Below are 19623 nucleotides of genomic sequence, written 5' to 3'. Positions count from 1 at the left end.
TACACGCTACTTCATAGCAAGCATAATACGCTTGTTGTTATCGAGTTGCTCTTGTCGAAGGTTGGCAATTTCCATAAAGCGCTCGCGCTCTTCTTTGGCAATAGGCAGTGCCTTGGGCAACTCTACAGTACGAGGGTTGCGGTGCACACCGTCAACCAAAAATTCATAATGCAAATGGGCACCGGTAACCATTCCTGTGCTACCTAAATAACCTATGGTTTGGCCTTGCTTCACGGTATCACCAACTTTCACTGCACGCTTCTTAAAATGGAGATACTTGGTCGTATATTTTTCACCGTGCTGAATAAACACGTGATGACCATTGTATTTGTCGTATGCGGCTTTAATTACCTTACCGTCACCAGCAGCCATGACTGGCGTGCCTACTGCGGCTACATAGTCAGCACCGCGATGTGCTTTCCAGCGTTTCTGCACAGGGTGGAAGCGCGCTTTCGTGAAGTTTGAACTCACATACCTAAAATTAACAGGGGCGCGCAAAAAGCTCTTGCGCATACTGCGACCATCAGGCGTATAGTAGGTGCCATCTTCATGCAAAATAGCGCTGAATTGCTCGCCTTGGTTGGTAAATTCCGCCGCTACAATATCACCATAGCCAACAAATTCACCATCGATGTACTGCTCCTCGAATACCACATTGAAGGTATCGCCAGAACGGATTTCCATAGCAAAATCGATATCCCAGCCAAAAATGCCAGCGAGGTTCATAATTTGATTGCTAGTAAGGCCAGCATCGACCGCTGCATTCCAGAAACTTGAATTAATTTCGCCTTGAGCGAAGTTATATCGAATATCAACGTCGCGTTTCTCTAGCTCAGCGGTTAACGTTTTGCCGTTTTCCTCAGTGCTTGGGCGAACAAAAAGGGTTTCAGTAGACGAAAGCTTATATTTAAGTTCACCAAAGCCGCCGTCACTATTGGCTTTAAATGACAGCTCATCACCAGGAAGTAAAGTAACAAGTGTTTTGGCTAGTTCTCCCGCTTGGGTAACGTTGTAAACGTCTCGTGCAGTAAATCCTGCACGCTTAAACAGCTTAGCCAACGTATCGCCACTGCGTACCTTGTAAGTTTGCCAACTAGACTCTTCTTCGCCACTAAACACATCTGTAGAAGGCGTAATATGAAGCTCTACCGGATAGCGTACACCCGCATCAAGAATATGTGCTTCTTGATGACGGCTTGCTTCAACCGATTCCGACGGCAAAAGAATAAGTCCGCCTAGAAATAGACTAGCCACTGCTAACCCAGTTCTATGCTGCTTTGGTAATTTTTTGAATAGATTTAGCGCCTTGGAGGCGTCTACTGTCTTTCTCATACTACTGCCCACCTGAGAAATGTTACGTGCACAACACTATTTCACATACGTTGCTTAAAAATGCAACTTTTCTCGTTATAAATATTATTAAATTGTTACACCCAAAGGCTCTTCGGTGAACGGATATTGACTAGTTGCGAGCAGGGGGGAAGGGCTGGAGCAAACCCTCCACCGCAGGGATGCGGTGGCGGAGCGCCCATGGATGGGTTTACCGCGTGTTTGCGGAAGCCCTTCCCCCCTGATCTGCGAAATCAATGTCAGTTCGTCAGACTCAAAGCCTTTGGGTTTAACAACATAACGCATTGTAATCCGGTTTTTGACGTCAAAACCTTTTAATGGTTCCGTTGTACGCGTAAAATGCCGGCCAAAATTGAATTTAGTCTTATCAAAGAGTGTGACTTACAAATGAAAGATTGGCAAACAGCGTTGGCTGAGATTAAACGGGGTGTTGATGAAATACTCCCCGAAGAGGATTTAATTGAAAAACTAAAATCCGGCAAAACCCTGACGATTAAGGCGGGTTTCGATCCAACAGCACCTGATCTGCATCTTGGTCACACAGTTTTGATCAATAAATTGCGCACTTTCCAGCAATTGGGCCACAAGGTCGTTTTTCTTATTGGTGATTTTACCGGCCTTATTGGCGATCCTACAGGTAAAAATGTTACGCGCAAGCCTTTAAGCAAAGAACAAGTATTAGAGAACGCTAAAACGTATCAGGAACAAGTGTTCAAAATTCTTGATGAAGATAAAACGGAAATTCGTTTTAACTCTGAGTGGATGGACGAGCTCGGTGCTGCGGGAATGATCAAGCTTGCTGCCAGCCAAACCGTTGCGCGTATGCTTGAACGTGATGACTTTAAAAAGCGCTATAACAACGGCCAGCCTATTGCTATTCACGAGTTCTTGTATCCACTTGTTCAAGGATGGGACTCAGTTGCACTTAAAGCAGACGTTGAGCTTGGTGGTACTGATCAGCGCTTTAACTTGCTAATGGGCCGTGAGTTACAAAAAGAGCAAGGTCTAACGCAGCAGTCAATTGTAATGGTACCGCTATTAGAAGGTCTTGATGGCGTACAGAAAATGTCAAAATCACTGAACAATTATATTGGTATTACTGATGCGCCAAACGATATGTTCGGTAAAGTAATGTCAATTTCTGATGATTTGATGTGGCGTTATTACGACTTATTGAGTTTCCGTCCGTTAGAAGAAATTGCTGACCTTAAAACGCGTGTTGCCAATGGCGAAAATCCACGTGATATTAAGATTATGTTGGCCAAAGAAATTATTGCACGTTTCCACGACGACGCTGCCGCTGAAGGCGCACATCAGGACTTTATTCAACGCTTCCAAAAAAATGCAATTCCAGACGATATGCCGGAAGTGGAAATTGCGCTGGGCGATGAAGGTATTGCCATTGGAAACCTGTTAAAAGAAGCAAATTTGGTAGGCTCTACTTCTGATGCAATGCGCATGATTAAGCAAGGCGCAGTAAAAATTAATGGCGATAAAGTGGAAGACACTCGCTTAGTGATTACTGAAAAAGGCGAAAATGTTTACCAAGTAGGTAAACGTAAATTCGCACGTATTACACTGGCCTAAGCTTCGCGTATACGCTCAAAAATACGGCCCATCTTAACGATGGGCTTTTTTATGTTTTGTGACTTACTTGAATCAACGAACTAGATTTCTAGCAATATCTCGAAGCCACCATAGATAAGCCGTTTTCCGTCAAATGGCATGGGGTTTTCATCGTTTTGCATTCGCGGGTCTTCCATCACCTTTTTCCATGCTTCGTCTCTAACGACTTTTGACGGCCAAAAAGCAATTGAAAATACTACCGTTTCGCCTTCTTTTGCTTGTACCGCTTTTAAAAACGAGGTTACCTCTCCGTCAGGAACATCATCTCCCCACGCCTCGATAATCTTTAATGCCCCATACTCCTTAAAAATACCACCCGCTAATGTGGCATGCTCCAGATACAACGCTTTATTATCATTAGGTACTGCGACCGCAAATCCATCTATATAAGACATGGCAAAACTCCTTGTTTTCAATGACGAGGAAGGTGAATGTGAATTGCTGTTTAATAAGATAGCTTAAAAAGTGAGCGTGCGGCTAGCGATAGTACGTTTTTAACGCTCGGCTATTTTGGCCCATTGATAAAGACCCCTTAATGCCACTCTTCGGAAGGTAGCAAAGGGAAAAGTGGGAAGCGGCGATTGATACAAAGGAAGTGACAAATCAATATCTTCATTGCCTAGCATGCGCTGGGCTAAGCGCATCCCTGCAAACGCAGCAAACGATACACCTGAGCCACAATAACCCATGGCATAACCAAGCGAGTCATTGTCCTTTGTATCAATGAATATTCTTGGCATATCATCAAGTGACACGCTCACCCAACCACTCCAAAAGTGCGTCATTGCAATCCCTTCAAGGGCCGGAAAGCTCTTAACCATTGCTCTATACAAGCGGGCCTTTTCACTGGGATGCTCGCTGTGCTTGCCCAATACTGCCCCGCGCCCGCCAAAGAGTAGCCGCCCGTCGGGTAATACGCGATAGTAATATTTCATCATACGCGTATCCATAAAGCTCATTGGTGTACTCAAACCAGTTTCCGCTTGTTGTTTTTGGGTCAGTGGCGCAGTAACAAAAATACTCGATTGTACAGGAAACTGTTTGTTATCTACTGCGTTATGAAACTGTTTGGGTGTATAGGCGTTGCTTGCAATTAAGACATTGTTTGCGCGAATGTTCCCCGATGGTGTTTTTACCAAATAAGTAGAACCATCTTTACGGATGTCGAGGGCCGGGGTGTTGTAGTAGAGTTGGGCGCCTAAGCCTTGTGCTGTTTTGGCATATTCGTCTGCAAGTTTTAAAGGGTGTAGGCATGCTCCCTCTACTTTTACACCGCCATAGGTGCTATTTATTGAAAACTGACGTTCAACGTCGTTTTGACTAAGCAATGTGCTCTTTGCACCAAATTTTGTTTCCTGGACTGATGCTGCATGGTGCAGTCGCTTTGCGTGTCTTGCAGAGTGGGCAAGTTTGAAGTAGGGACCTTGGCACAAATCAACTTGCATATTATGACGTGCAATACGTTTATGCAGCAACTCTACAGCGCCCTCGAACTCCTGCTGCATGCCCTTTGCCGTACTTTCTCCCCATTTGTCTTCAATTGCGCTTAGCGATAAACGTCCGCTACCGGATAGAATAAATCCGCCGTTGCGACCGGCACAGCCAAAGCCTACGGAGTGTGCATCAATAAGTACAACATGTTTTCCCGCTTCTGCCAGCGTGATTGCCGCTGATAAGCCTGTATAGCCTCCGCCAATAACCAGGTATTCAGTATTGATATCGCAGGCGAGTGCTTCATAGTGCACGCAATTATGGGTACTGTGCCAATAAGTAGAAGGTGCAGGCAACGAGGGCTGCACATGTTGGGAAATCAGGGGGTCGTATTGCATATTGCTTTGGGCACCAAACAACTAAAAACGCAGCAGCATTTCAGCACCTTCACATTCACAGTAGCCGTCACAAACTGGACAATCGTAACCTTCGTGAATAGAGATATAGCGCCACTTGTTAGGGTGCTTTTTAATAAGCTCGCCGCCATTTTTTGAAAAATACTTAAACGCGCTATTTCCGGGGCTGGCAAGCCAAATATGCGCTAAACCAGCTTGTGCACCTTGCGTCTTAGCGCGCTCAATCGATTTCTTTAACAAGGCGCTGCCAATGCCAGTACCTTGCATATCAGGTGATACAGTGTTGCACTTAAAATAACACACCTTATCTGCATCAAGTTGCCACAGTGAGGGAGTGCACCAGTTATCCACTTGCCATTGGCTATGTGCGAAGGTCAATCTAAAACCTACCACCTTGTGATTGTGCAATGCTACCCAGCTAGCATTGATCTCATTGTGAAAGCTTTTGTTGTAGTAGTCGTTAATGAGTTCATCGGTGAGATAGTTGTCTCCATGAACAGCGTTACCTAACTCAATAACACCGTCGAAGTGTGTATTCGCCAATGGGGCATATTCAATGTGTGTCTTGTTTTGCATATGTCTTGTTTTGGATAATCTTGCGTGTTGTAGGGTTGAATGGTAACAAAGGGGTTATTGTATATGCTCTACGCGTTTCTTATCTGAGGTTACTGCGCTTTTACCCGATTTATGAGCATGCTTCATGCCATCAAGGTGTACGTCTAGTGCTTCAACAGAAATAAGAATTTCACGCACTGACATCCAAAGTGAATAAAGCAATGACACCAAGCTTGCTGCAAATACCCAGTTACCCACTTGTTGGTAGGTGAGGTAAATAGCAAGCATTGATACTACACATAAAAAGAAGCTTCCAACCCCTGCAATTTGCATGCGTTTGATCAACTGAATACGCAAGCGAAGGTTTTTAATTTGTGCCAGTGTATTGTCGTCGCGCTCTTCTTTTGAGAAGTTTCTGATGATTGTTGCTAAAGTCAAAAAGCGATTTGTGTAAGCTAAAAGCAACAAGGAAATTGCTGGAAACAGCATAGCTGGTGTAGCGATATCTATTTTCATCACAGTTCACAAAATGAGAGAAGGTCAAAAAGTGTATCACAGCCAAAATTAATGCACACAACCATGTAGAGAGAATCTACATGCGGTCGACTGACATACCTGCTGCGCTCCAACCTAACATGTCGCCTTCAAGGTGCATAACTTCAGAGAAGTCGAGTTCTTCAAGTACTTTCATAGCAAGTTTAGCTCGACGCCCAGAGCGGCAATAAATAATAATGGGTTTGTCTTTATGGTCTTTCAAATCATTAACGTAGTCATTAATGTTTTCATGAGGCATGTTTATGGCGCCCGGAATATGTCCTTCGGCAAATTCTTGAGGTGAGCGTACGTCAATCAGTAACCAATCATTATTGGCGACACGTTCTATGAGGTAGGGAGATGCTGCAACTGATGCTTGGGACGATGCTTTTGCGGTGCATTGAAGCGACACAAAAAGTGCCACACTTGCAACAATAAGAAAGCCTGCAACCACAAATTTCATTACGTTTCCATTTTCACCTATACGCTAAGATTCAACTTTAGTATAGCGCTTATGCGTTTTCGTTTATACCTTTACACAGTACTTTTAGTTCATTAATTATACGAAGTGAGAAGCGGCTCGTAACATCTGGATTTACGACAATTAGTGGGGCAGAAAGGTGTTCGCGATGGGGTTGCCAGAATATTTCCAACTCATCCTTTGATGATTTACTTGCAGCAACCAGTACCTTGGGTTGCCTAATGAGGACATCTTTGACGGAAACTTGCGGATAATCGACAGGGCTATCAATAAAGGTTGTTTGCGCACCGCAGACTTTAAGCAATTGATTTGCCCACGCATCCGAACCAATTGACATTAGCGGTGCGGTCCACGAGTAATAAAATACCGATGTGGTCGCAGTCGATTTATACCGTATTCGTAGTTCGTCAAGCGTAGTACTGAAATGCGCGGTTAATTCCTTTGCCTTTGACTGAGTGTGTGTCAGGTTAGCAAGACGAGTTATTTCCGTGGGTATATCGTCAATAGTGGTAATTTTGCTTTTAAAAACATTGAGCCCCAGTGCAACAAGTTTGTTCATATCCTGAGGCTTATTACCGCCATCCCAAGCAAGAACTAAATTGGGCTGTAGTGCAACTATGCTCGCTATATCTGCACCTTGATAATCAGCCACGCGAGGAAGGAGTGTTGCTTCCTTTGGAAAGTCACTGTAATCACTTACTGCAACTAAATGCTTATCGAGCCCTAAACTGTATACCCACTCGGTAAGGTGGGGGGCAAGGCTCACTATTTTATAGTCTTCGGGTAACGGTGATTCAGTGGGTTTCGCTGCGTTGTCGCTATTGGCCGTGACCGTATTGTTTGTAGCATCAAAGGCTTCGCGATAAATATCGGGCGCTGCGCTAGATGTATTCACTATGCATAAAAAAAGGAACTGAACAACGAATAGCGTTAGTTGTGAAATCACAAAAGTTTCCCTAATTAATCCTTGAATGAAAGCGTATCATGCCGCCCATTACGGTATTTGAACCAATATAATAAGAGACAAAGAGGCCAGTGCGCCAAATGCAATCATGGCGTACACAACCGTATTGCGTGCTAACAGCATGTGTGAATATCTCACGTCTTGGCTACCGCCAACCCTTGGATATCGGTACTTTTTATTTGCATAAATAGCAGGGCCTCCCAGCTTGATATTAAGGGCCCCACCGAAAAGCGCTAAAAGGAGCGATGTTTTATCTCTTGCCGTGGCATTTTTTATGGCGTTAACACAACGTATGGGATTGCTAACGAGCAAGGTTGTTAGTGCTCCGCATAGTGCTGGAGGGAGCACCAAAATTGCCACTAGCTTTCTTACGGGAAGCGCAAAATATTTCATTGCATTGTCGCGATAATGCCATTGCCAAGAAGTTAGCAATAGCAATCGATAAATTAATGCGCCAATTGGCCCTGCCACTACAAAATAGAATATAACCCCACAATACAGATAGAGAAACTTAAGCCATAGAGATTCAATAGCCGCTTTTGCAATGCCGATGTCTGTTAGGCGGTCGCATTCTCTTGCCGTAATTGTGGCAACCATTTCCCGTGCCAAAGACTTTTTATTTCGCCCAACATTGGCTAGTACTTTTTTGTATTGTTGTCGTTGATAGCCGAAGTCGAGAAGTACAACCAAGATCACCGCTTCAAAAAAAATGGGATACTGGGCCATATAGACGAGTATTGCCAAGCACACAATTAACGGCGTAAGTAAAACAAGTGCAGCGAGAGCACCCGAAATATAGTGTTGAGTAGGACCAAAATCCGATGAAGGGAGCACCTTATGCCCCATTTGACGAACAAGGTAGCGCATAAAAGTCAGTGGATGGGTGCGCTCGGGCCATTGCCAGACTGCGTCAATGGCAATGGCGAGCCATAAAATAAGTAGCGACTGATAGTGAATGCCGCTAATTAAGTCGCTCATTTATTTGGCGAGTTGTTGAATCATTGCCATCACAAGCTGTGCAGAGTGTTTGGCTGCAGTGTCGAGGTATTCTTTAAAGCTTACCGATGATGTTTTACCCGCAATATCAGATAAAGAGCGAATGACTAAGAATGGGGTGTTTAGCATATGACAGGTTTGTCCAATTGCAGCACCTTCCATTTCCACCGCTTTCATGTCAGGGAAATTAGCACGAAGTTCTGCTACGGCTTCATCGCTACCAATAAAAGCATCACCAGTGCAAATTAGGCCAGTGGTAGATTGAAGATTCTCAATATCCGCCGCAGCACGGCTAGCGGCAGTCATTAGTTCCTCGTCGCAGCGATAGTCTTCAGGCATGCCTGCACATTGACCAAGTTTATACCCAAAGTGGGTAAGATCGGCATCATGATGAATAACGTGGCTAGCAATAACTAAGTCGCCAATATTCAAATTTTTATCAAAACCGCCTGCAGAGCCAGTATTAACTACAGCATCAGGAGCGTACTGCTCAATAAGAACCGCAGTCGCTATAGCTGCAGCGACCTTGCCGATGCCGCACTTGACCAACACAACATCCATTCCACTTAAGCTTCCCTCATAAAATGTAAGGTGTTTCCACTGTGTTTCTTTGAGGTTATCCAATGAGGCTTTTAGCAATGCAACTTCTTCGTCCATTGCGCCTAAAATACCAATTTTATTCATAATGCTACCGATAGGTTTTAGGAATGCGTTTTACGCGAGTGCGTTAATTGTATAAGGAATAAAACGAAACTGACAGAAAAATGCCTTTGTTACCGTTATTTGAGAGTAAGAAAATAACAAAGCAACAAAGGCTAGGGGAAGCGTTACATCGGATTTAAGCAGCAGCTGGGCGACTAGAGCGAATAGGGCGTGTCGGACGTTTGGGCGGCTCAGGGTTGTGTGTAGGTAGCTGAGCCATTTTTTGTTGTATGCGGCGATAAGGAATAAGCTTGTTCTCTAGGCATTCTCTGATGTCATCCACACTATAACCAGACTTCACTTTTATTCGTGCATGGGGAAGGCCCGCAGCATCAAGTGCCCCCGTTACAAACCAATCTTTTTGCGTTTTATACCCGTCTTTACCTTGATTGTGAACTAGGTCGATAGCAAGAACAGGGCTCATGTCGTTCTTGTCGACCAAAACAAAATCTAACTGTCTGCTAGAAGCACGACTCAATGCTTGGCTTGCAGTCTTTTTGTTCGTTGTTTGACGAACCGCAACAAGATCATTTAAACGAACGCGACAAATAATTCTGAATTCTCTGCCCATGGCTTGCTCAATTAAATTTAAAAAAGAATGTTCGACAGGTGTGAACAATTGAGGCTTTCTTCTAAAAGGGAAAGATACTCCGCCATCTGACAATTTAATGGCGCCTAGGGCGACGACAATAAGTAACATCATTAAAATAATTGCCAATTCCATCATAATCCTCGCAAATATCAGTCAAAAATGGCGTCATAAAAATGACGCTATGATTAAACCAAGGGGTTCTGTAGATGAATTAGCAAGGCAGATGCCAGTTTTATATGTGCACTAATACCTAATTAGCATGTTGGACGTGCAGAGGGTTAGTTTGATACTTAAGTTTTTGATTTTATTGTGTGTTAGTTTTTGGTGTAACAAGTATGTCGACTTGTGCACCTGTATTGTCTGGTGAAATAACAATGCGAGTATAGTTGTTTTCTGAGGTAAGAAGGGTGCGCTGATTTACTGGCGCGTGAACGGTTAACGCCGACATATTTGCTTGATAAAAAGCGACAACGTCGTTTGGCTGTTGCTTCGTGTGATATACCATTGCCGCAGGGACTTGTGTTTCAAACTGCTGGCACTGCGTAGCGTCATCGGTAATAGTAACGTCGTGAAATACTGTGGGGCAAGACACCGTATCTGGTTGTGTTAACGATACAGATGTCTTTGCTGTAGGCGCAACTTCGTTACGTTCAACTGACAGTGTATCTGCCGTTACCGATGACATAGAAAGCACGTAAAAAGCCAATGCTGAAGTGAACGCAGGGCGTGAAATAGATGATGCAGTATGGCGGTAATTCATGGCGCTTTCTCGTTTTTTACTTAGTAGAGTAGTGTTACAAAAATAGTAGAGCCGAATGCCAATCAGTTCAACTGCCTTACTAGGTAAATCGACCACAAATTCCCCCGTTTTAGGTATGCGGTTTTCAGTCAAGGTATTAGCAAGGTATTGGGTAGCTGAGCTATTTCCACACCATCTTTTTTAGGCAGCAGTGTGATAAATGTCGCTAGCTACGACGCCATTAACCTGACTCTCATTCAGATCTCGTTTAACGCCAGTATCATATAGTGAATTGTTAAAATTTTGTGGTAGGATGGTGAAAAATTGCCCAGGTGAGGCGCTGGTATGCACTTGAAGTCATTTGTTGGTGAATATGGATTGTTCCCTTTTTTTGAGCAGCTATCTACCACTCAGTGTTGGTCAGACGCAAAACTTATCATTGAGAAGCATTTAGCTGGATATCCCTCTCTAGCGCTTCAAAGTCAAAAGCGAAACGAAATACTATCACTAGCGAAGTCGTTACCGTTCTGGCAAGCACACTTGAATGACATAGAAACCTTCGAGCAAATTCCGCTGACCTATAAGTCAGATTACGTCACTGGCTTTCCCGAGCAGAATGTACTGCCTCACCGTAAAGAAGAGCATCAAACTCTTGCGTCAGGCGGTACAAGTGAAAGAATGACAGTTGTGACTGATTTTGCAAAGCGTGATCGTTTGCGCGCTCTAGAAAATGTCAATATAGCCTTAAGTCATCAAACCTTTTGGGCAAGAAAAACACTTGATATACCACCATCTGCATGCAACGTAACGTGTGGGCTAATTGATAAGGGGCCCGAGGCTATCTGGCCTTTTTTGCGCTGGGCGACACTCACAAGACAGTGGAACCATGAAGATACAATGAGTAACTTGAGGGGGAGAATAGAGCGACAGTGGCTTATGCAAAGAACTACTGTGAGCCCAATAACAGCAGGCGATTGGTCGCATATCTGTAAACAGATTGATCCCATTTTAGCGTTGTTGGCTAAAAGTCGCACTGAAATACTTCGCGGCTACCCCTTGTTCATTTATTGGATTGCGTTGCGTGCAGCAGAGTTAAATACTGTTTTACCGGCTTTGTCTACGGTTATTCCATACGGAGGACTGGCTGCTGAAAATATGGTAAACACCATCAAGCAGTCGTTGAAGGTAAACTTTGTGAACCTGTATGGCACTGGTGAAGTGGGCAGTATTGGCGCAAGCCCTGTGGACCAGCATGCCGTATCTATTTATCAAGATGATATTTATGTGGAATTGCTTGATGACAACGAACGTCTTATTGTTGAGCCAGGTATTCTAGGGCGCGTCGTCGTTACTGACTTAAACAATAAGGTAATGCCGATCATACGATACGCGATTGGTGATACAGCGCAATGGCAAAACCTAGCAAACGGTCGCCAAGCGCTGCTGGTTCAAGGGCGAGCTGTAGAAAATATTGTAACGGTGCATGGCAATATAATGACGGCTAGAATGCTACAAAATTTTGTGCTCTCTAACCCTAATGTTGTTAATTTTGTTTTGGTACAGAACACGGTAAATCAGTTCACACTAAAAATAGTCAAAAGAGGCGAGGTCAGCAACTCTAGCTTCACAGCACTGCATGAAGTTTTAGGCGGGAAAAGTGTTCAATTGAACATAATTGAAGAGCCATTCTTAACGCCCAAAAGCAGTGGGAAGTATTTAGCAAGCGAACCACTTAAAAATACGCCAGAGTTGCACGCCGAAGACGTTGTAGAGTTTGTGCCGTTAGAGTCGACAAAATGTTCTTTGGTTGAGCATTTTTCCTTACGAGATGTGCGTTCCCCGATGGGGAAAAAAGTATGCTATTTGGATAATGCAGCAACTACACCTAAACCCAATGTTGTTGTGAATGAAGTTGCACGGGTACTATCAAAAGCGACCGGAAATGTGCATAGAGGTGCTCACTTTCTCAGTGATGCAATCACCGAACAATTTGAGCAGGCACGCGCTGATATAGCCCGTTTTATCGGCGCAACCCCTGCTAACATAGTATTACTGAGAAATACAACAGAGTGTTTAAACCTTATCGCGCAACAATCATGCTTTGCAAATGTCATTACCAGTGCTGCTGAACATCACGCTAACTTCTTACCTTGGAAGCAAAAGTCGGTTATCAACTTAAATGATGCACTTCATATAGATTTCTTTGCGTTAGAAAAAGAGATGCAACGAGCACCACATAGCTTGGTAACGCTAGCGCATATCTCCAACGTAACAGGGAATTTACTGGACGTTGACAGGGTTGTGGAGTTAGCCCGGAAATACCACTGCAAAGTACTATTAGATGCAGCGCAGTCAGTACCACATATGCCTATTGATGTGAACAAACTCTCAGTGGACTTCCTCGTCTTCAGTGGACACAAAATGGGAGGGCCCAGTGGGGTTGGCGTTCTTTGGGGTCGAACAGAGGCATTAGAGCAGCTAAGTCCAGTTCAGTGGGGTGGGTCGATGGTGGAAAAAGTGAGCTCACAGCAGAATATCCTAAAGCCCATACCTTGGCGCTTTGAAGCCGGTACTCCTGCAATGGAGAATGTGGTCGGTTTGGCCGCTGCTGCTCGATTTCTAATGGACATTGGAATGGACAATGTACAGCAACATGTCGATGGCCTTACTCAGAAACTAAGGCGAGCACTTAAAGCATCTTATCCAGCACTAGTATTAGGAGACATTGATGCTCCTGGTCCTGTGTCGTTAAATCCAACGTCGATGTCGGCCCAATTTATTGCAAATATTTTAAGTGAAAGGGATGGGATTTGTGTTCGCGCTGGTTTTCATTGTGCACAACCTCTTCATGAACAGATAAATAGTCAAGGTACGCTCAGAATTAGCCCTTGGCTTATGAATACCGATGAAGATATTGATAAATGCATAGATGCGGTAAGGCGTGTGTTAGCCTCTGACGCAGAAGCGCATAAGGTCATTGCATAACGCATAAAAAAGCCCAGTAACAGATTACTGGGCTTAACATTGACGTGCTTCAGACTCACTTCAAGTCAAAGCAGATGTTTATGAATGGAATACATCAAACACCAATGTAATCCATTATCCCTTCTGCTGCTTTACGGCCTTCATCGATAGCGGTAACCACCAGGTCACTACCACGCACCATATCGCCACCGGCAAATACTTGCGGATGTGAGGTCTGGTAAGCAAATTTACCAGCAGAAGGTGCGCGTACACGACCTTTTTCGTCTAGCATAATACCAAACTCAGCAAACCATGGGGCAGGGCTAGGTTGGAAGCCAAAAGCAATTATTACGGCATCTGCTTCAAGTATGTGCTCTGAGCCTTCAACTTCAACAGGGCGTCGACGACCATTTGCATCAGGCGGTCCCATCTCAGTTTTTACCAGTTTAACGCCACAGGCTTTACCGTTTTCATCTACGGCAATGTCTAATGGTTGGAGGTTAAACTTAAACTCAACGCCCTCTTCCTTGGCGTTTACAACTTCGCGGCGAGAGCCAGGCATACTCTCTTCATCACGGCGGTACGCACAGGTAACTTGCGCAGCGCCCTGACGTATAGACGTTCGCACACAGTCCATGGTGGTATCACCACCCCCGAGCACTACTACGCGCTTGCCTTTCATATCAATGTAATCGGCCGGGTCTTTTTCAAGGCCCATCACGCGATTGGTGTTAGCAATAAGGAAAGGTAGTGCTTCGTGTACGCCCTCTACTTGCTCGTTATCAAAACCACCTTGCATAGACTTATATGTGCCCATGCCAAGGAATACTGCATCGTATTTATCGAGCAAGTCTTGGAATTGAATATCTTTGCCAATTTCGGTGTTAAGCACAAACTCAACGCCCATTTCAGTAAAAATTTGGCGGCGAAGCTTGATTACGTCTTTCTCTAATTTGAAAGACGGAATACCAAATGTAAGTAGGCCACCGATTTCTTCGTATTTGTCGTAAACAACAGGTTTTACGCCGTTACGAACCAGAATATCAGCACATGCAAGACCAGCAGGGCCAGCACCTACAATCGCCACTTTCTTGTCGGTCCAAACCACGTCCGACATATCAGGGCGCCAGCCCATTTTAAATGCTGTATCGGTGATGTATTTTTCAATACTGCCGATAGTAACTGCACCAAAGTCGTCATTCAGTGTACATGCACCTTCACACAGTCTGTCTTGTGGACAAACACGACCACAAACTTCCGGTAAGCTGTTGGTTTTATGCGAAAGTTCAGCCGCTTCTAAAATGCGCCCTTCGTTCGCCAAGCTCAACCACTGCGGAATGTAGTTGTGAACGGGACATTTCCACTCACAATATGGGTTACCGCAGTCCAAGCAGCGATCTGCTTGGCCTTCGGTTTGAGACTGGCTTAACGGTTGATAAATTTCCGCGAACTCTTGTTTACGCACCATGATCGGCTTTTTCGGCGGATCGATACGTTCAACATCGACAAATTGATATACGTTCTTTGCCATAAACTAAATCCTCCTACTGAGCCTGAATGCGTAATTCAGCACTTGAACGACTGATGTGACCAAGCAAGTTTTTCACATCGCTGGTTTTGGGTTTAATCAACTTGAAGCGTTTAAGCGTGTCAGCAAAGTTTGTCAGTAGCGACAACGAATGCTCACTGCCCGTTTCTTCATAATGTTGATTAATCAAACCACGTAAGTGTTCAGCAAGAATGGCTTTATCTTCTATCGACATAATATCAACAAGCTCAGCGTTAACACGGTTATCAAGGTCGTCGGTATCATCCATTAGATACGCGAAACCACCTGTCATACCTGCGCCAAAGTTAACGCCAACCGGGCCAAGTACTGCAACAATGCCGCCTGTCATATATTCACAACCGTTATCGCCAATACCTTCTACTACTGCGATAGCACCAGAGTTACGTACGCCAAAACGTTCGCCTGCACGGCCTGCTGCAAATAGCTTACCGCCAGTAGCACCGTATAGACATGTGTTACCCATAATGGCGCTGTCGTGCGCGTCAAAGCTAATATTGCGTGGCGGGTGAATCACTAGCTTACCGCCGGTCATACCTTTACCCACATAGTCATTTGCATCACCTTCAAGGTGCATATGCAAACCACCTGCATTCCACACACCAAAGCTTTGGCCGGCAGTGCCGGTAAGCTCTACTTTTATAGGTGTATCTTCAAAGTCGTGGTTACCGTGGTGCTTAGCAATTTCGCCTGACAACAGAGCGCCAACCGAACGGTCAGTATTGCGTATTGGGTATCTTAGCGTAGTCGATTTACCATCGATAACGGCTTGTTGCCCGTCTTTAAGCATCTGCGCATTCAACTCGCCCTTATCTACAGGCGCGTTAGTCGTTTCTGAACAGAATAACCGCGTGTGCTCACCTGCTTGCGGCTGCACTAATAACGGTGATAAATCTAAACGGTTTTGCTTCGCGGTAATGCCGTCTAATACGCTAAGTAGTTCAGTGCGACCAACAAGGTCGTCGAATTTAGCAATACCTATCGACGCCATAATTTCTCGTACTTCCTGTGCGATAAACTTAAAGTAGTTCATCACCATCTCAGGAAGACCGATAAAGTGGTCGTCACGCAGTTTCTGATCTTGCGTTGCAACACCGGTCGCACAGTTGTTCAAATGGCAAATTCGTAGGTACTTACAGCCTAACGCTACCATTGGGCCAGTACCAAAACCGAAGCTTTCTGCGCCTAAAATACCCGCTTTCACTACGTCTAAGCCCGTTTTTAAACCACCGTCGGTTTGAACGCGTACTTTGTGGCGTAAGCCGTTTTCGATTAGGGCTTGCTGAGTTTCAGATAAGCCTAGTTCAAAAGGACTACCCGCATATTTAACTGACGTTAGCGGGCTTGCACCTGTACCGCCGTCGTAACCTGAAATGGTAATCAGGTCGGCATAGGCCTTTGCAACACCAGTAGCAATAGTGCCTACACCTGGTTCAGATACCAATTTCACAGAGATAAGTGCAGTTGGGTTGACCTGTTTTAAATCGAAAATTAGCTGGGCTAAATCTTCAATCGAATAGATATCATGGTGTGGCGGTGGAGAGATAAGGGTTACGCCAGGTACAGAGAAACGCAGCTGCGCAATGTACTTGTTCACCTTATCGCCCGGTAACTGACCGCCCTCACCAGGTTTTGCACCTTGCGCTACTTTAATTTGAATAACGCTGGCATTAACTAAGTAGTGTGGTGTTACGCCAAAGCGACCTGAAGCCACCTGCTTAATCTTTGAATTTTTCTCAGTACCAAAACGAGAAGGATGTTCACCACCTTCACCAGAGTTAGACTGACCACCCAAGCGGTTCATAGCAATGGCCAGTGCTTCATGCGCTTCTGGACTTAGTGCACCAATAGACATGGCTGCCGTGTCGAAACGAGGGAACAAGTTTTCCGCAGCTTCTACTTCGCTAACATCAATTGGGTCACAGTCAGGGTTTAACGCAAGCAAATCACGAATATGCGCAGGAGCGCGTTCGTTAACAAGTTTTGCATAAACCTGATAGTCGTCATAGTTACCTGACACAACCGCTTTTTGAAGTGTACTTACTACGTCTGGGTTATAGGCGTGATACTCACCGCCGTGGACGTATTTAAGAAGACCGCCGTGGTCCACTGATTTACGTTTAAGCCAAGCAACGCGATTTAAGTTAATTAAATCTTGTTGGAAATCATCGAAGCCGGCGCCTTGAATACGTGAAGTAACGCCATTAAAGCAAAGCTGCATTACTTCGCTATTAATACCAATGGCCTCAAACAGCTTAGAGCTTCTGTAGCTGGCAACGGTACTAATGCCCATCTTTGACATAATCTTGTAAAGACCTTTGTTGATACCTTTGCGGTAGTTCAACGTGGCTTGCATTGGTGTGATATCAAGTTCGCCTTTCTCGCAAAGTTGCTCAATAGTTTCATAAGCAAGGAAAGGATAAATCGCTGTAGCACCTAAACCAATAAGCACCGCAAAGTGATGCGGATCACGTGCACTAGCGGTTTCAACAACTATGTTGGCATCGCAGCGTAGTGACTTCTCAACTAAGCGGCGCTGTACGGCACCAACGGCCATTGCCGCAGGGATAACTAAACGGTTTTGCTTGATATTTCTATCTGACAAAATAACGAACGCAGCACGTTTGTTTTTCACCAGCATCTCAACTTCATTACATACGCGTTCAATGGCTTTCTTTAAGCCTTCTTGTGGAGCATATTGAAGCTCTACGACTTCAGAGTAATAGTTGTCTGGGTTAAATTCACGTAGCTGTTTCAGGTCGGTATACATCAATATTGGCGAGTCAAACAATACGCGGTCTGCGTAGCCTGAGGTTTCGCTAAATACGTTTTGTTCACGTCCAATACAGGTTGCTAGCGACATAACGTGGTTTTCACGTAGTGGGTCGATTGGCGGGTTAGTTACCTGAGCGAATTGCTGACGGAAATAATCATACACCGTGCGCTGACGCGATGACATCACCGCCATTGGCGTGTCGTCACCCATAGAGCCTACGGCTTCTTGGCCGTCTTTTGCCAGTACTTTAACAACCTGCTGAATTTCTTCGTAGCTATATGCGTGAAGCTTGTGGTACACCGCCATGGCGTCGTCATCGAACACACGCTTACCAATAAGCGATGCATCGAGTTGTTCAATCGGCGTTAAACGACGAATGTGCTTTTCTAGCCACTCTTTATAAGGATGACGCTCTTTTAAGTCATCATCAATTTCGTTTGAGCGCCAGATTTTGCCGGTGTAAGTATCAACGGCAAGCATTTCGCCAGGACCTACGCGGCCCTTTTCAATAACGTCGGCTTGCTCGTAATCCCAAATACCCACTTCTGAGGCAAGGGTAATAAAACCATTTTTGGTAATGACGTAGCGAGCAGGGCGTAAACCATTTCTATCGAGGTTACACGCAACATGACGGCCATTAGTCAATACGATACCGGCCGGACCATCCCACGGCTCCATGTGCATAGAGTTGAACTCATAAAATGCACGTAGGTCGTCATCCATGGTTTTGTTGTTTTGATATGCGGGTGGCACAAGCAAACGCATCGCACGGAACAAATCCATACCGCCTGCCAAGAACAGCTCTAGCATATTATCAAGAGACGACGAGTCTGAGCCTTCAGTGTTTACAAAAGGTGCAGCGTCTTTCAGATCTGGGATAAGCGGTGTAGCGAATTTTGCAGCACGTGCCATTGCCCAGTCGCGGTTTCCTTTAATGGTGTTAATTTCACCATTGTGCGCAAGGAAACGGAAAGGTTGTGCTAATGGCCAACGCGGCAATGTGTTAGTAGAAAAGCGCTGGTGGAATACACATATTGCACTTTGCATGCGCTCATCGGCAAGATCGTGATAAAAGGCAGGCAGATCTTTAGGCATTACCAAGCCTTTATAGATTGTTACAAGGCCTGACAAGCAAGCAACGTAAAAATCTGGATCGGCTTCAAGGCGCTTTTCTGCTCTACGGCGGATCATGTAAAGGCGACGCTCTAGGTCGCGTTTACGCCAACCCGCAGGGGCATTCACAAATACTTGTTCGATTTGCGGTACGCCTGTGAGTGCGAGTTCGCCGAGTACTGAGCGGTCGACAGGCACTTCGCGCCAGCCCACTACTGATAGCGTTTCTCTTTCAAGTTCTTCATTTAGTATCTCACGCGCAGTTTGCGCAAGTACTGGGTCCTGACTTAAAAAAATCATGCCCACGCCGTATTTTTTGCTGAGTTTCCAGCCATTTTCTTCGGCGATTGCATGGAAGAACGCATCCGGTTTTTGCAGTAGTAAACCACAGCCATCACCGGTTTTCCCGTCTGCGGCGATACCGCCACGATGCTGCATACGGTCTAGGCCGTGAATTGCAGTTGTTACCAATTCATGACTGGCTTCCCCGTGGGTGTGGGCGATTAAGCCAAACCCGCAGTTGTCCCGGGAATCATTGGGATTATATAAACTCATCTCTTAACTCCTTCAACCTTTTGACTGGGCAAGGTATGCGTTGCGTGTAGATGCGCCTAGGTTTGCGTATCACAACATGGTTAGACGTCTTTTGTGCTCACACGCGTTATTGCGTGCGGCCTGCGCCTTTCTTGTCGTTTATTTATTATTAGAGGATTCCAGTCTTTCCGCATTTTTATGCATTATTGCGATGCGGGCCGTACAAAATACCCACATTAAAATCTAAAATCAAACGTAAAAAGTGTCACTGATATAGTGAATT

The 19623-nt window shown here is 45.0% G+C and carries 15 protein-coding genes; 2 read left to right on the top strand and 13 right to left on the bottom strand.

What is annotated here, in order from left to right:
* Positions 1 to 6: 6 nt before the first annotated feature.
* Positions 7 to 1332 (bottom strand): OapA family protein, encoded by a 1326-nt coding sequence (locus LHL20_RS03055; RefSeq protein ID WP_226432210.1) that lies wholly within the window; start codon positions 1330 to 1332, stop codon positions 7 to 9.
* A gap of 405 nt (positions 1333 to 1737) precedes the next feature.
* Between LHL20_RS03055 and tyrS the strand changes: the two genes are divergently transcribed.
* Entirely contained in the window at positions 1738 to 2937 is a 1200-nt protein-coding gene (gene tyrS / locus LHL20_RS03050; protein WP_226432209.1) for a tyrosine--tRNA ligase, read from the top strand.
* A gap of 80 nt (positions 2938 to 3017) precedes the next feature.
* Here tyrS and LHL20_RS03045 read toward each other — a convergent pair whose 3' ends face one another.
* From LHL20_RS03045 to LHL20_RS03000, 10 genes are all read right to left on the bottom strand, one after another.
* Positions 3018 to 3371, bottom strand: coding sequence for a DUF1428 domain-containing protein (locus LHL20_RS03045; protein ID WP_226432208.1), 354 nt, complete (start codon positions 3369 to 3371; stop codon positions 3018 to 3020).
* Positions 3372 to 3470: 99 nt separating this feature from the next.
* Positions 3471 to 4805, bottom strand: coding sequence for an NAD(P)/FAD-dependent oxidoreductase (locus tag LHL20_RS03040; RefSeq protein ID WP_226432207.1), 1335 nt, complete (start codon positions 4803 to 4805; stop codon positions 3471 to 3473).
* Positions 4806 to 4826: 21 nt separating this feature from the next.
* On the bottom strand, positions 4827 to 5399 hold the full coding sequence (locus LHL20_RS03035; protein WP_226432206.1) for a GNAT family N-acetyltransferase: 573 nt from the start codon (positions 5397 to 5399) through the stop codon (positions 4827 to 4829).
* A 54-nt stretch (positions 5400 to 5453) separates the two neighbouring features.
* A complete protein-coding gene (locus LHL20_RS03030) occupies positions 5454 to 5894 on the bottom strand; it encodes a DUF2721 domain-containing protein (protein ID WP_159626593.1) in 441 nt (146 codons plus the stop codon).
* A 76-nt stretch (positions 5895 to 5970) separates the two neighbouring features.
* Positions 5971 to 6375: a rhodanese-like domain-containing protein gene (locus LHL20_RS03025; RefSeq protein ID WP_159626595.1), complete on the bottom strand. Its 405-nt coding sequence runs from the start codon at positions 6373 to 6375 to the stop codon at positions 5971 to 5973.
* 49 nt (positions 6376 to 6424) lie between these two features.
* Entirely contained in the window at positions 6425 to 7339 is a 915-nt protein-coding gene (locus LHL20_RS03020; protein WP_226432205.1) for a helical backbone metal receptor, read from the bottom strand.
* A gap of 48 nt (positions 7340 to 7387) precedes the next feature.
* Positions 7388 to 8335 (bottom strand): cobalamin biosynthesis protein CobD/CbiB, encoded by a 948-nt coding sequence (locus LHL20_RS03015; RefSeq protein WP_226432204.1) that lies wholly within the window; start codon positions 8333 to 8335, stop codon positions 7388 to 7390.
* Complete coding sequence (locus LHL20_RS03010; RefSeq protein WP_226432203.1) at positions 8336 to 9037, bottom strand: 5'-methylthioadenosine/adenosylhomocysteine nucleosidase; 702 nt, start codon at positions 9035 to 9037, stop codon at positions 8336 to 8338.
* A 154-nt stretch (positions 9038 to 9191) separates the two neighbouring features.
* Positions 9192 to 9779: a DUF2726 domain-containing protein gene (locus tag LHL20_RS03005; protein ID WP_159626600.1), complete on the bottom strand. Its 588-nt coding sequence runs from the start codon at positions 9777 to 9779 to the stop codon at positions 9192 to 9194.
* A gap of 172 nt (positions 9780 to 9951) precedes the next feature.
* The gene (locus tag LHL20_RS03000) at positions 9952 to 10407 is read right to left on the bottom strand and encodes a hypothetical protein (RefSeq protein ID WP_226432202.1); all 456 of its coding nucleotides are present in this window, start codon (positions 10405 to 10407) and stop codon (positions 9952 to 9954) included.
* Positions 10408 to 10731: 324 nt separating this feature from the next.
* Here LHL20_RS03000 and LHL20_RS02995 point away from each other — a divergent pair, with 324 nt between their 5' ends.
* Positions 10732 to 13371: an aminotransferase class V-fold PLP-dependent enzyme gene (locus LHL20_RS02995; protein ID WP_226432201.1), complete on the top strand. Its 2640-nt coding sequence runs from the start codon at positions 10732 to 10734 to the stop codon at positions 13369 to 13371.
* A 94-nt stretch (positions 13372 to 13465) separates the two neighbouring features.
* Here the strand turns inward: LHL20_RS02995 and LHL20_RS02990 are convergent, their stop codons facing one another.
* Both LHL20_RS02990 and gltB read right to left on the bottom strand, forming a co-directional pair.
* Positions 13466 to 14881, bottom strand: a complete 1416-nt coding sequence (locus LHL20_RS02990; protein ID WP_226432200.1) for an FAD-dependent oxidoreductase — start codon at positions 14879 to 14881, stop codon at positions 13466 to 13468.
* Between the two features lie 13 nt (positions 14882 to 14894).
* Complete coding sequence (gene gltB, locus LHL20_RS02985) at positions 14895 to 19361, bottom strand: glutamate synthase large subunit (protein WP_226432199.1); 4467 nt, start codon at positions 19359 to 19361, stop codon at positions 14895 to 14897.
* Between the last annotated feature and the right edge of the window lie 262 nt (positions 19362 to 19623).

The sequence above is a fragment of the Alteromonas sp. McT4-15 genome, assembly GCF_020515205.1.
Classification (GTDB): Bacteria; Pseudomonadota; Gammaproteobacteria; order Enterobacterales; family Alteromonadaceae; genus Alteromonas.
The sequence above is the reverse complement of the archived record's forward strand: the minus strand, read 5'-3'. Positions and strand labels throughout refer to the sequence as shown.

Bases quoted from the DNA above. Each gene is read 5' to 3' on its own strand.
- LHL20_RS03055 (WP_226432210.1), bottom strand. From the start codon at position 1,332: ATGAGAAAGACAGTAGACGCCTCCAAGGCGCTAAATCTATTCAAAAAA.
- tyrS (WP_226432209.1), top strand. From the start codon at position 1,738: ATGAAAGATTGGCAAACAGCGTTGGCTGAGATTAAACGGGGTGTTGAT.
- LHL20_RS03045 (WP_226432208.1), bottom strand. From the start codon at position 3,371: ATGTCTTATATAGATGGATTTGCGGTCGCAGTACCTAATGATAATAAA.
- LHL20_RS03040 (WP_226432207.1), bottom strand. From the start codon at position 4,805: ATGCAATACGACCCCCTGATTTCCCAACATGTGCAGCCCTCGTTGCCT.
- LHL20_RS03035 (WP_226432206.1), bottom strand. From the start codon at position 5,399: ATGCAAAACAAGACACACATTGAATATGCCCCATTGGCGAATACACAC.
- LHL20_RS03030 (WP_159626593.1), bottom strand. From the start codon at position 5,894: ATGAAAATAGATATCGCTACACCAGCTATGCTGTTTCCAGCAATTTCC.
- LHL20_RS03025 (WP_159626595.1), bottom strand. From the start codon at position 6,375: ATGAAATTTGTGGTTGCAGGCTTTCTTATTGTTGCAAGTGTGGCACTT.
- LHL20_RS03015 (WP_226432204.1), bottom strand. From the start codon at position 8,335: ATGAGCGACTTAATTAGCGGCATTCACTATCAGTCGCTACTTATTTTA.
- LHL20_RS03010 (WP_226432203.1), bottom strand. From the start codon at position 9,037: ATGAATAAAATTGGTATTTTAGGCGCAATGGACGAAGAAGTTGCATTG.
- LHL20_RS03005 (WP_159626600.1), bottom strand. From the start codon at position 9,779: ATGGAATTGGCAATTATTTTAATGATGTTACTTATTGTCGTCGCCCTA.
- LHL20_RS03000 (WP_226432202.1), bottom strand. From the start codon at position 10,407: ATGAATTACCGCCATACTGCATCATCTATTTCACGCCCTGCGTTCACT.
- LHL20_RS02995 (WP_226432201.1), top strand. From the start codon at position 10,732: ATGCACTTGAAGTCATTTGTTGGTGAATATGGATTGTTCCCTTTTTTT.
- LHL20_RS02990 (WP_226432200.1), bottom strand. From the start codon at position 14,881: ATGGCAAAGAACGTATATCAATTTGTCGATGTTGAACGTATCGATCCG.
- gltB (WP_226432199.1), bottom strand. From the start codon at position 19,361: ATGAGTTTATATAATCCCAATGATTCCCGGGACAACTGCGGGTTTGGC.